11 protein-coding genes and 1 rRNA gene are annotated in these 12061 nt (G+C 69.8%); 9 read left to right on the top strand and 3 right to left on the bottom strand.

Translation table 11 applies throughout. From position 1 onward, the window contains the following. Window positions 1–164: 164 nt before the first annotated feature. Entirely contained in the window at window positions 165–446 is a 282-nt protein-coding gene (locus tag G3I53_RS14695) for a DUF397 domain-containing protein (protein WP_164338357.1), read from the bottom strand. A 281-nt stretch (window positions 447–727) separates the two neighbouring features. On the opposite strand from G3I53_RS14695, the gene rpsO reads away from it, so the two are divergent. The 5 genes from rpsO to G3I53_RS14670 all read left to right on the top strand — a co-directional run bounded on the left by rpsO (window position 728) and on the right by G3I53_RS14670 (window position 6211). After that, window positions 728–1015: a 30S ribosomal protein S15 gene (rpsO, locus tag G3I53_RS14690; RefSeq protein ID WP_164338358.1), complete on the top strand. Its 288-nt coding sequence runs from the start codon at window positions 728–730 to the stop codon at window positions 1013–1015. A gap of 357 nt (window positions 1016–1372) precedes the next feature. Further along, window positions 1373–3598, top strand: a complete 2226-nt coding sequence (locus G3I53_RS14685; protein ID WP_164338359.1) for a polyribonucleotide nucleotidyltransferase — start codon at window positions 1373–1375, stop codon at window positions 3596–3598. After that, the gene (locus tag G3I53_RS14680; protein ID WP_164338360.1) at window positions 3595–4974 is read left to right on the top strand and encodes a pitrilysin family protein; all 1380 of its coding nucleotides are present in this window, start codon (window positions 3595–3597) and stop codon (window positions 4972–4974) included. The genes G3I53_RS14685 and G3I53_RS14680 overlap by 4 nt, the downstream gene beginning before the upstream one ends. Before the next feature lie 25 nt (window positions 4975–4999). Further along, on the top strand, window positions 5000–5752 hold the full coding sequence (dapB, locus tag G3I53_RS14675) for a 4-hydroxy-tetrahydrodipicolinate reductase (protein WP_164338361.1): 753 nt from the start codon (window positions 5000–5002) through the stop codon (window positions 5750–5752). Window positions 5753–5767: 15 nt separating this feature from the next. After that, window positions 5768–6211: a hypothetical protein gene (locus G3I53_RS14670; RefSeq protein ID WP_164338362.1), complete on the top strand. Its 444-nt coding sequence runs from the start codon at window positions 5768–5770 to the stop codon at window positions 6209–6211. Window positions 6212–6295: 84 nt separating this feature from the next. Here G3I53_RS14670 and G3I53_RS14665 read toward each other — a convergent pair whose 3' ends face one another. Next, window positions 6296–6850, bottom strand: coding sequence for a hypothetical protein (locus tag G3I53_RS14665; protein WP_164338363.1), 555 nt, complete (start codon window positions 6848–6850; stop codon window positions 6296–6298). A 111-nt stretch (window positions 6851–6961) separates the two neighbouring features. After that, on the bottom strand, window positions 6962–7201 hold the full coding sequence (locus G3I53_RS14660; RefSeq protein ID WP_164338364.1) for a hypothetical protein: 240 nt from the start codon (window positions 7199–7201) through the stop codon (window positions 6962–6964). A gap of 201 nt (window positions 7202–7402) precedes the next feature. Between G3I53_RS14660 and thyX the strand changes: the two genes are divergently transcribed. From thyX to G3I53_RS14640, 4 genes are all read left to right on the top strand, one after another. Then, window positions 7403–8155: an FAD-dependent thymidylate synthase gene (gene thyX, locus G3I53_RS14655; RefSeq protein WP_239063904.1), complete on the top strand. Its 753-nt coding sequence runs from the start codon at window positions 7403–7405 to the stop codon at window positions 8153–8155. A gap of 238 nt (window positions 8156–8393) precedes the next feature. Next, on the top strand, window positions 8394–9293 hold the full coding sequence (gene dapA, locus G3I53_RS14650) for a 4-hydroxy-tetrahydrodipicolinate synthase (RefSeq protein WP_164338365.1): 900 nt from the start codon (window positions 8394–8396) through the stop codon (window positions 9291–9293). Window positions 9294–9446: 153 nt separating this feature from the next. Beyond that, a complete protein-coding gene (locus G3I53_RS14645; protein WP_164338366.1) occupies window positions 9447–11132 on the top strand; it encodes a ribonuclease J in 1686 nt (561 codons plus the stop codon). A 502-nt stretch (window positions 11133–11634) separates the two neighbouring features. Further along, window positions 11635–12061: ribosomal RNA gene (locus G3I53_RS14640) — 16S ribosomal RNA — on the top strand; the annotation flags it as partial.

The raw sequence follows: 12061 nt of genomic DNA, 5'->3' as shown, positions 1-12061 counted from the left end.
CCCGCCCGCAGAACCCCGGCGCCACGCGCGTGTCCGCCGGGGCCGGGGCACCGCAAGATCGGTCACAGGCCCGCGCGGGCAGCTCCCGCGCACGCTGCCCCGCACTCCCGGGCTCCCCGCGCACCCCCCGTACGCGGGGCACGCGGGGCACGCGGCCCCGCCCGTCACTCCGCCTCGGGCCCCGCCGGCTCCAGATCGAACTCCCCGTCCCGGGCACCCAGCACGAACGCTCGCCACTCCGCCTCCGTGTACCGGAGCACGGTGTCCGGGTCGAGGGACGACCGCATGGCCACCGCGCCGCCGGGCAGGTAGGCGATCTCGACCCGCTCCTCGTGCTCCTCGGTGCCCGGCGCGCTGTGCCACTCGACGCCGGAGATGTCGAGCCCGTACAGCTCGTCCTTCTCCCGCTCCTTGCGCGCCCTGATCTCCTCAGCCGTCTCCGCCATGCGCAGCGACCCCTTCCCGACTGTCCCGTGCTCCGGACGTTTCCAACGGTGCGGCGCTCACCCTAGTGGCCGCGGCCCGCCGGCCAGGGCGGTTCGACGGAGCGGGGACAGGAGCCAGGCCACCGCCTGGTAGGCTGGCCGACGGCCGTTTGTGTACGCACCCCCGGAGCGCCGCTCTGGAGGCCGCGCCCAGCGGATCCCCGCCTTCCGAGTCATGGAAGATCCCCCGAGACGAAGACCGGGGGCACTCGGTGGCCACTCACAGACTATGAGGAGTACGCGTGTCGCTCGACGCCGCTACGAAGAAGCAGATCATCTCCGAGTTCAGCACCAAGGAGGGCGACACCGGCTCCCCCGAGGTCCAGGTCGCTCTGCTCTCCCGTCGGATCTCCGACCTGACGGAGCACCTCAAGACCCACAAGCACGACCACCACTCCCGTCGTGGTCTGCTGATCCTGGTCGGTCAGCGCCGCCGGCTGCTGCAGTACCTGGCCAAGAAGGACATCGCACGCTTCCGTGCGCTGGTCGACCGCCTCGGCATCCGTCGCGGTGCGGCGGGCGCCAAGTAGGACGCCGCGGTGGGGAGCGGTTCCCTGAAGGAACGGGGACCGCTCCCTTTGCTGTACGTGCGGAGTGTCACCGCCCCTTTGTAGTGTGGTAACACAACGCCATAGGAACGACTCACCGTGATGAGCCGTACCGCACCGGCTGTGCGGTCATCACAGACGCCCCTCGGGGCGTCACGACGAACGGGGAGAAGCGCACCTCGCCGCCGCCGGTCCTCGGTAGTGGCCCCCGGGCAATGCGAACCCGGGTGCTTCGATCGAAGACCGGCCCGCACCAGATGGAGCGCTTCTCCGCCAACGTCCCCCGTGCCACACGGGCGCGGAGGGACGAAAAGACGACAAGTAACGGAGAAACCGCTGGTGGAGAACGAGACCCACTACGCCGAAGCCGTCATCGACAACGGCTCCTTCGGCACCCGCACCATCCGCTTCGAGACCGGTCGCCTGGCCCGCCAGGCCGCCGGTTCCGCTGTGGCCTACCTGGACGACGACACCATGGTGCTGTCGGCCACCACCGCTTCCAAGAACCCCAAGGACCAGCTCGACTTCTTCCCGCTCACGGTGGACGTCGAGGAGCGGATGTACGCGGCGGGCCGGATCCCCGGCTCGTTCTTCCGCCGTGAGGGCCGTCCCTCCGAGGACGCCATCCTCACCTGCCGCCTCATCGACCGCCCGCTGCGCCCGTCCTTCAAGAAGGGCCTGCGCAACGAGATCCAGGTCGTCGCCACGATCATGGCGCTCAACCCCGACCACCTGTACGACGTGGTGGCCATCAACGCCGCCTCCGCGTCCACGCAGCTGGCCGGCCTGCCCTTCTCCGGCCCGATCGGCGGCGTCCGCGTCGCGCTGATCCGCGGCCAGTGGGTGGCCTTCCCGACGCACACCGAGCTCGAGGACGCCGTCTTCGACATGGTCGTCGCGGGCCGCGTCCTGGAGGACGGCGACGTCGCGATCATGATGGTCGAGGCCGAGGCCACCGAGAAGACCGTCAAGCTGGTCGAGGGCGGCGCCGAGGCCCCCACCGAGGAGGTCGTCGCAGCCGGTCTGGACGCCGCTAAGCCCTTCATCAAGGTGCTCTGCAAGGCGCAGTCCGACCTCGCCGCGAAGGCCGCCAAGCCGACCGGTGAGTTCCCGATCTTCCTGGACTACCAGGACGACGTCCTCGAGGCGCTGACCGCCGCCGTCAAGCCCGAGCTCGCCCAGGCGCTCACCATCGCCGGCAAGCAGGAGCGCGAGGCCGAGCTCGACCGCGTGAAGTCCCTCGCCGCCGAGAAGCTCCTGCCGGAGTTCGAGGGCCGCGAGAAGGAGATCTCCGCCGCGTACCGCGCGCTGACCAAGTCCCTGGTCCGCGAGCGCGTCATCAAGGAGAAGAAGCGCATCGACGGCCGCGGCGTCACCGACATCCGCACCCTGGCCGCCGAGGTCGAGGCCATCCCGCGGGTGCACGGCTCCGCCCTGTTCGAGCGTGGCGAGACCCAGATCCTGGGCGTCACCACCCTCAACATGCTGCGCATGGAGCAGCAGCTGGACACCCTCTCCCCGGTGACCCGCAAGCGCTACATGCACAACTACAACTTCCCGCCCTACTCCGTCGGCGAGACCGGCCGCGTCGGCTCCCCGAAGCGCCGCGAGATCGGCCACGGCGCCCTCGCCGAGCGCGCCATCGTGCCGGTGCTGCCGACGCGCGAGGAGTTCCCCTACGCGATCCGCCAGGTCTCCGAGGCCCTCGGCTCCAACGGCTCGACGTCCATGGGCTCGGTCTGCGCCTCCACCATGTCGCTGCTGAACGCCGGTGTGCCGCTCAAGGCCCCGGTCGCCGGCATCGCCATGGGCCTGATCTCCCAGGAGATCAACGGCGAGACGCACTACGTCGCCCTCACCGACATCCTCGGTGCGGAGGACGCCTTCGGCGACATGGACTTCAAGGTCGCCGGCACCAAGGAGTTCGTGACCGCCCTCCAGCTCGACACCAAGCTGGACGGCATCCCGGCCTCCGTCCTGGCCGCCGCTCTCAAGCAGGCCCGCGACGCCCGCCTCCACATCCTCGACGTGATGATGGAAGCGATCGACACGCCGGACGAGATGTCCCCCAACGCGCCGCGGATCATCACCGTGAAGATCCCGGTCGACAAGATCGGTGAGGTCATCGGCCCGAAGGGCAAGATGATCAACCAGATCCAGGAGGACACCGGCGCCGAGATCACCATCGAGGACGACGGCACCATCTACATCGGTGCCGCCGACGGCCCGGCCGCCGAGGCCGCCCGCGCCACGATCAACGGCATCGCCAACCCGACGATGCCCGAGGTCGGCGAGCGCTACCTGGGCACGGTCGTGAAGACCACCACCTTCGGTGCCTTCGTCTCCCTGCTGCCCGGCAAGGACGGCCTGCTGCACATCTCGCAGATCCGCAAGCTGGCCGGCGGCAAGCGCGTGGAGAACGTCGAGGACGTGCTCGGTGTGGGCCAGAAGGTCCAGGTCGAGATCGCCGAGATCGACTCCCGCGGCAAGCTCTCCCTGATCCCCGTCATCGAGGGCGAGTCCGACAACGGCTCCGACGAGAAGAAGGACGACGCCGACAAGTGACGTCCCCTGGCTCCGAGGCGACGGCCCGCACCTCTCCGGAGGCGCGGGCCGTCGCCCGTACCCGAACCCTGATCGAGGGCGACAACGGCATCGGTACCGTCCGCAGGACCACCCTCCCCGGCGGCCTGCGCATCGTCACCGAGACCCTGCCCTCGGTCCGCTCCGCCACCTTCGGCATCTGGGCGCACGTCGGCTCCCGCGACGAGACCCCGGCGCTGAACGGCGCGACCCACTACCTGGAGCACCTGCTCTTCAAGGGCACCTCCCGGCGGTCCGCGCTGGACATCTCCGCCGCCCTGGACGCGGTCGGCGGCGAGATGAACGCGTTCACCGCCAAGGAGTACACGTGCTACTACGCGCGCGTGCTCGACACCGACCTGCCGCTCGCCATCGACGTGGTGTGCGACATGCTCACCGGCTCACTCATCCGCGAGGAGGACGTCGACGTCGAACGCGGCGCCATCCTCGAAGAGATCGCCATGACCGAGGACGACCCCGGCGACTGCGTGCACGACCTGTTCGCGCACACCATGTTCGGCGACAACCCCCTCGGCCGCCCCGTCCTCGGCACCGTCGACACGGTCAACGCGCTCACCGCCGACCGCATCCGCCGCTTCTACCGCAAGCACTACGACCCCACCCACCTGGTCGTCGCCTGCGCCGGCAACATCGACCACGCCACGGTCGTCCGCCAGGTCCGGGCCGCCTTCGAACAGGCCGGCGCGCTCAAGGACCCCGCGGCCACACCGATCGCCCCGCGCGGCGGACAGCGCGCCCTGCGCACCGCCGGCCGGGTCGAACTCCTCGACCGCAGGACCGAGCAGGCCCACATCGTCCTCGGCATGCCCGGCCTGGCCCGCACCGACGACCGCCGCTGGGCGCTCGGCGTGCTCAACACCGCCCTCGGCGGCGGCATGTCCTCCCGCCTGTTCCAGGAGGTCCGCGAGAAGCGCGGCCTGGCCTACAGCGTGTACTCGTACACCTCCGGCTTCGCCGACTGCGGCCTGTTCGGCGTGTACGCGGGCTGCCGGCCCTCCCAGGTGCACGACGTGCTGAAGATCTGCCGCGACGAGCTCGACCAGGTCGCCGAGCACGGTCTGCCCGACGAGGAGATCGAACGCGCCATCGGCCAGCTGAGGGGCTCCACCGTCCTCGGCCTGGAGGACACCGGCGCGCTGATGAACCGTATCGGCAAGAGCGAGCTGTGCTGGGGCGAGCAGATGTCGGTCGACGACATGCTCTCCCGGATAGCCTCGGTCACCCCGGACGACGTCCGCGCCGTCGCCCGCGACATCCTGGGACGACGGCCCTCCCTGTCGGTCATCGGCCCGCTCAAGGACAAGCAGGCGTCCCGGCTGCACGACGCCGTCGCCTGACCCCTCCCGTAAGGAAGCAACGAACATGAGCAAGCTGCGCGTGGCGGTCCTCGGCGCCAAGGGCCGCATCGGGTCCGAGGCGGTGCGGGCGGTCGAGGCCGCCGAGGACCTGGAGCTGGTGGCCGCCCTCGGCAGCGGCGACAAGCTGGAGACCCTCGTCGAGGCGGACGCCCAGGTCGTCGTGGAACTGACCACGCCCGCCTCCGTGATGGGCAACCTGGACTTCTGCGTGCGGCACGGCATCCACGCCGTCGTCGGCACCACCGGCTGGACCGACGAGCGCCTCGCGCAGCTGAAGGGCTGGCTCGACCAGTTCCCCGGGGTCGGAGTCCTCATCGCGCCCAACTTCTCCATCGGCGCCGTCCTCACCATGAAGTTCGCCCAGATCGCGGCGCCCTACTTCGAGTCCGTCGAGGTCGTCGAACTCCACCACCCCAACAAGGTGGACGCCCCCAGCGGCACCGCCGCGCGCACCGCCCAGCTCATCGCCGAGGCCCGCCGCAGCGCGGGCAGCGCCCCCGCCCCCGACGCCACGGTGACCGCCCTGGACGGCGCCCGCGGCGCTGACGTGGACGGCGTGCCGGTGCACTCCGTACGGCTGCGCGGGCTCCTCGCCCACCAGGAGGTCCTGCTCGGCGGCGAGGGCGAGACCCTCACCGTCCGTCACGACTCCCTGCACCACAGCAGCTTCATGCCGGGCATCCTCCTCGGCACCCGCCGCGTGGTGTCCACTCCGGGCCTGACCTTCGGCCTCGAGCACTTCCTCGACCTGAACTGAGCCCGGACCCACCCCATGCGCGCGAAGATCTCCTACGCCCTCACGGCCGCCGTCCTGGTCGTCTACTTCGTCCTGGTCGGCAGCCGCGGCGTGCTGCTCATCCGGGCCGGCACCCTGCTGACCGTCACCCTGGGCGTCGCGGTGCTGGTCCTGCCGGTCATCGGCGTGTGGTTCCTGTGGAAGAACACCCAGTTCGTGCGCGACGCCAACCGGCTCGCCGCCGAACTCGACGCCGAGGGCGGGCTGCCCGTCGACGACCTGAAGCGGCTGCCCAGCGGCCGGGTGGACCGCGACTCCGCCGACGAGGTCTTCGCCCGGCGCAAGGCCGAGACGGAGGACGCCCCCGACGACTGGCGCACCTGGTTCCGCCTGGCCGTCGCCTACCACGACGCCCGCGACACCCCGCGCGCCCGCAAGGCGATGCAGCGGGCGATCAGCCTGCGCAAGGCGTCCCCCTGACGGCACCCCCGCACACGGACGCGCACGCGCTCGGGGCCCGGTCCGCACCCGGACCGGGCCCCGACGTGTGGGACCGAGGGCGGCTCAGCCCGGCCGGTACTCGTCCGTCCAGACCTCCACCGAGTCCGCCGCCCGGTCGAAGGCCGGCTCGCGTCCCAGGAAGTCCGCGTCGTGCGTGGTCAGCAGCGGCACGGCGGGCTCGGCCGAGCGGCCCTGCCGGACCAGCAGCAGCGCCTGCCCCTGCACCGTCCGCGGCAGCCCCAGCCAGCGCACCGGCTGCTGCACGGTGCGCACCGAGGCGACCTGCGCCCAGGGAGTGGTCCGCGTGGTCCAGAACACCACGTGCCGCAGCCCCCGGGCGCTCACCCACACGCCCATCCGCAGCAGCCGCAGCGCGCCGGCGATGCCGGCCAGCGCGAGCGCGAACACCACGCCCGCCGACGACATCGACGCCGTCACCGCGATGATCACCGCGGCGAACAGCACGAACGACGCCAGCAGCAGCACGACCGCCGCCGCCCCCACCCGCCACGGTCCCGGACGGTACGGGCGCCGCCAGCGGTCACGGTCGTCGTACGGCAGCGCGACGTCGTCCGCCGCATCGAAGGCACGGTCGGCCGTCAGGAAGGGCAGGGGCACGGCTGGTCCTCACTCGATCCATGCGGGGGCAGTGCCGGTGAGGCTACCGAGCTGAGGAGTGAGTCACCACCATCGGGGTCCGGACGGCGCCGCGGCGGCGCGTCCGGCGGTTCAGCGTCCCTCGGACGCCTGCGACTGCTCGGTCCCCGGACCCGAGGTGTCGGGCGTCAGCGCCGGCGTCCCGATCACGAGGGACCCCACGAGCCCGGCGGTGACGGTCAGCCCCAGCAGCCAGCGCCCGGCGATCTGACCGGCGGACGCCCGCTCACGGGGCGGGGGAGTGACATTGCTGCGGAATCTGTCGGCCTCGGCGAGGAAGGCGAACGGCACGGGTTCACGCCGACCGAGCATCGGGTGTGTGTCTCCCTTCGGGTCGAACGAAACTGCTGTTACCCCTTCATACGAACGGACGCCCCAAAAGGTGCCCGGACGCACAAAGGTGCCAGGGCCGGAACGAGTCGGGCGCCTCCCGCCCCCGGCGGAGCGCCCCGTAAAGTGGGCGCCGCGCGCCAGCCCCGGGCGCCGCCGCCAGACCTGATGGGAAGGACCCTCTTGACCCCCGCCGACGATCCCCAGCCGACCCCGCACGCAGACGTCACCCTGCGGAGCGATGTCACGGTCGAACTGGTCAAGTCCAGCGCCTCGGACGCCGACGTACTCTTCGCCGCCCGCGTCTCGACCCTCGGCGAGCAGTCGATCGGCGAACTGCAGAAGGACCCCGAGCGCTCCAAGGGCCTGATCAACTACCTCATGCGGGACCGGCACGGCAGCCCGTTCGAGCACAACTCGATGACCTTCCTGATCAGCGCGCCGATCTTCGTCTTCCGCGAGTTCATGCGGCACCGGGTGGGCTGGTCCTACAACGAGGAGTCGGGGCGCTACCGCGAGCTGGAACCCGTCTTCTACGTGCCCGACGCCTCGCGCAAGCTGGTCCAGGAGGGACGCCCGGGCAAGTACGTCTTCGTCGAGGGCACGCCCGACCAGCACGCCACCGTGCAGCGCGTCCTGACGGAGACCTACCAGCAGGCGTACGCCGCCTACCAGAAGCTGCTGGCCGAGGGCGTCGCCCGCGAGGTCGCCCGCGCCGCGCTGCCGGTCGGCCTGTACTCCTCGATGTACGCCACCTGCAACGCCCGTTCGCTGATGCACTTCCTGGGTCTGCGCACCCAGCACGAGCTGGCCAAGGTCCCCTCCTTCCCGCAGCGCGAGATCGAGATGGTCGGCGAGCGGCTGGAGGCCGAGTGGGCCCGTCTGATGCCGCTCACCCACGCCGCCTTCAACGCCAACGGACGCGTCGCCCCGTAGCGGGGTACGGCGGGATTCCGTGTGCGGGCGACGTGAATTTCCGCGCCGGGCACAGATGTGCGGTTCAGCCCTATGAAGTGTCCGGATTGCGGCGTTTCGCGAAGTTCATCTAGCCTGATCGAACGGACCCGGTACTGCCTGAACCCCCGAGCAGGCAGTGCCGGGATCCGCCTTTGTCCCGTGTTGTCGCCTCCCCCGAGGGCAGACCCCGACCTGAGCAACGAGTAGCGTGTAGCCCATGGCACCGACCTCCACTCCGCAGACCCCCTTCGGGCGGGTCCTCACCGCCATGGTCACGCCCTTCACGGCGGACGGCGCACTCGACCTCGACGGCGCCCAGCGACTCGCCACCCACCTGGTGGACGCAGGCAACGACGGCCTGATCATCAACGGCACCACCGGCGAGTCGCCCACCACCAGCGATGCGGAGAAAGCCGACCTCGTACGGGCGGTCCTGGAGGCCGTCGGCGACCGCGCGCACGTCGTGGCCGGAGTCGGCACCAACGACACCCGCCACAGCATCGCGCTGGCCCGCACCGCAGAGCGCGTCGGCGCCCACGCCCTGCTGGTCGTCACGCCGTACTACAACAAGCCCCCGCAGGAGGGCCTGCTCCGGCACTTCACGGCCATCGCCGACACCACCGAGCTGCCGGTGATGCTCTACGACATCCCCGGCCGCAGCGGCGTCCCGATCAACACCGAGACCCTCGTCCGCCTCGCCGAGCACCCCCGGATCGTCGCCAACAAGGACGCCAAGGGAGACCTCGGCCGCGCGAGCTGGGCCATCGCGCGCTCCGGCCTCGCCTGGTACTCCGGCGACGACATGCTGAACCTCCCGCTGCTCTCCGTGGGCGCGGTCGGGTTCGTCTCGGTCGTCGGCCACCTCGTCACCCCCGAGCTGCGTGCCCTGGTCGAGGCATACACCTCCGGAGACGTCCAGAAGGCCACCGAGATCCACCAGAAGCTGCTCCCCGTCTACACGGGCGTCTTCCGCACCCAGGGCGTGATGACCACCAAGGCGGCGCTCGCCCTGCAGGGACTGCCCGGCGGACCCCTGCGCGCCCCCATGGTCGGATGCGCGCCGGAAGAGATCGAGCAGCTCAAGATCGATCTTGCCGCCGGCGGGGTACAGCTCTGACAACGGGCTTCGCGCGATCGCGCGCGCATGGACTTCACAACTGAATAGGCGGGCCACCGGTGCCCGCACCCCACAACGACAATTGCTTCTGCACGAACGTCATGCGCGCCACGTGCCCACCGGTACGTGGCGCGCGTGGTTGAGGAGAGTCTTTTGAGTCATCCGCATCCTGAACTCGGTCCGCCCCCGCCGCTGCCCGAGGGGGGCCTGCGCGTCACCCCGCTCGGCGGCCTCGGCGAGATCGGCCGGAACATGACCGTCCTCGAGTACGGCGGCCGCCTGCTGATCGTCGACTGCGGAGTGCTCTTCCCCGAGGAGGAGCAGCCCGGAATCGACCTGATCCTTCCGGACTTCTCGTCCATCCGCGACCGCCTCGACGACATCGAGGGCATCGTCCTCACGCACGGCCACGAGGACCACATCGGCGGCGTCCCCTTCCTCCTCCGGGAGAAGCCGGACATCCCGCTGATCGGCTCCAAGCTGACCCTCGCCCTGATCGAGGCGAAGCTGCAGGAGCACCGCATCCGCCCCTACACCCTGCAGGTGGCCGAGGGGCACCGCGAGCGCATCGGCCCCTTCGACTGCGAGTTCGTCGCGGTCAACCACTCCATCCCGGACGCGCTGGCCGTCGCCGTCCGCACCCCCGCGGGCATGGTGGTCCACACCGGCGACTTCAAGATGGACCAGCTGCCGCTGGACAACCGGCTCACGGACCTGCACGCCTTCGCCCGGCTCAGCGAGGAGGGCATCGACCTCCTCCTGTCCGACTCGACGAACGCCGAGGTGCCGGGATTCGTCCCGCCCGAGCGGGACATCTCCAACGTCCTGCGCCAGGTCTTCGCCAACGCCCGCAAGCGGATCATCGTGGCCAGCTTCGCCAGCCACGTGCACCGCATCCAGCAGATCCTCGACGCGGCCCACGAGTACGGCCGCAGGGTCGCCTTCGTCGGACGCTCCATGGTGCGCAACATGGGCATCGCCCGGGACCTCGGCTACCTCAAGGTGCCGCCGGGCCTCGTCGTGGACGTCAAGACGCTGGACGACCTGCCCGACCACGAGGTGGTCCTGGTCTGCACCGGATCCCAGGGCGAGCCCATGGCCGCGCTGTCGCGCATGGCCAACCGCGACCACCAGATCCGCATCGTCGACGGCGACACGGTGATCCTCGCGTCGTCCCTCATCCCCGGTAACGAGAACGCGGTCTACCGCGTGATCAACGGCCTGACCCGCTGGGGCGCCAACGTCGTCCACAAGGGCAACGCCAAGGTGCACGTCTCGGGTCACGCCTCCGCCGGCGAGCTGCTGTACTTCTACAACATCTGCCGCCCGCGGAACCTGATGCCGGTGCACGGCGAGTGGCGCCACCTGCGGGCCAACGCCGAGCTGGGCGCCCTCACCGGCGTCCCGCACGACCGGATCGTCATCGCCGAGGACGGCGTGGTCGTCGACCTCGTCGAGGGCAAGGCGAAGATCTCCGGCAAGGTGCAGGCCGGCTACGTCTACGTCGACGGCCTCTCCGTCGGCGACGTCGGTGAGCCCGCCCTGAAGGACCGCAAGATCCTCGGCGACGAGGGCATCATCTCCGTCTTCGTGGTCATCGACTCCTCCACCGGCAAGATCACCGGCGGACCGCACGTCCAGGCCCGCGGTTCCGGCATCGAGGACTCGGCCTTCGGCGCGGTGATCCCCAAGATCACGGAGGTGCTGGAGCGCTCGGCCCAGGACGGCGTGGTCGAACCCCACCAGATGCAGCAGTTGGTGCGGCGCACGCTGGGCAAGTGGGTGTCGGACACCTACCGGCGCCGTCCGATGATCCTCCCCGTCGTGGTGGAGGTCTGACGGTCCGTCGGCCGGCGCGCACGCGCCAACCCGGAGCGGGGCGCCTCGATTTGCATCGGGGCGCCCCGCTCCAGTACGTTTACAGCTCCCCCCGATCGGGAACCCGACTGCTTCGCGCGTCGGTGCCAGTCTCTGGCGGGGTGGAAAATCCGACCGAGATCTTCTGATAAAGTCGGGTCCGCCGGAAAGGGAGACGCGAAAAGCGTCGACCTGGAAAGCACCGAGGAAATCGGATCGCAAAGGTCTGATAGAGTCGGAAACGGAAACACCGAAGGGAAGCGCCCGGAGGAAAGCCCGAGAGGGTGAGTACGAAGGAAGCGTCCGTTCCTTGAGAACTCAACAGCGTGCCAAAAGTCAACGCCAGATATGTTGATACCCCGTCCATCCGGTTTCGGATGGTCGAGGTTCCTTTGAAATACACACAGCGAGGACGCTGTGAACCATCGGATTATTCCTCCGGTGGTTCCGCTCTCGTGGTGTGACACCCGATCACGGGTACACATTCACGGAGAGTTTGATCCTGGCTCAGGACGAACGCTGGCGGCGTGCTTAACACATGCAAGTCGAACGATGAACCACCTTCGGGTGGGGATTAGTGGCGAACGGGTGAGTAACACGTGGGCAATCTGCCCTGCACTCTGGGACAAGCCCTGGAAACGGGGTCTAATACCGGATACTGAACCGCTTGGGCATCCAGGCGGTTCGAAAGCTCCGGCGGTGCAGGATGAGCCCGCGGCCTATCAGCTTGTTGGTGAGGTAACGGCTCACCAAGGCGACGACGGGTAGCCGGCCTGAGAGGGCGACCGGCCACACTGGGACTGAGACACGGCCCAGACTCCTACGGGAGGCAGCAGTGGGGAATATTGCACAATGGGCGAAAGCCTGATGCAGCGACGCCGCGTGAGGGATGACGGCCTTCGGGTTGTAAA

The organism is Streptomyces sp. SID14436, assembly GCF_010548465.1.
GTDB lineage: Bacteria > Actinomycetota > Actinomycetes > Streptomycetales > Streptomycetaceae > Streptomyces.
The sequence above is the reverse complement of the archived record's forward strand: the minus strand, read 5'-3'. Positions and strand labels throughout refer to the sequence as shown.

Coding starts and splice junctions, on each gene's coding strand:
- G3I53_RS14695 (WP_164338357.1), bottom strand. CDS start 446: ATGGCGGAGACGGCTGAGGAGATCAGGGCGCGCAAGGAGCGGGAGAAG.
- G3I53_RS14670 (WP_164338362.1), top strand. CDS start 5,768: ATGCGCGCGAAGATCTCCTACGCCCTCACGGCCGCCGTCCTGGTCGTC.
- G3I53_RS14660 (WP_164338364.1), bottom strand. CDS start 7,201: ATGCTCGGTCGGCGTGAACCCGTGCCGTTCGCCTTCCTCGCCGAGGCC.
- dapA (WP_164338365.1), top strand. CDS start 8,394: ATGGCACCGACCTCCACTCCGCAGACCCCCTTCGGGCGGGTCCTCACC.
- dapB (WP_164338361.1), top strand. CDS start 5,000: ATGAGCAAGCTGCGCGTGGCGGTCCTCGGCGCCAAGGGCCGCATCGGG.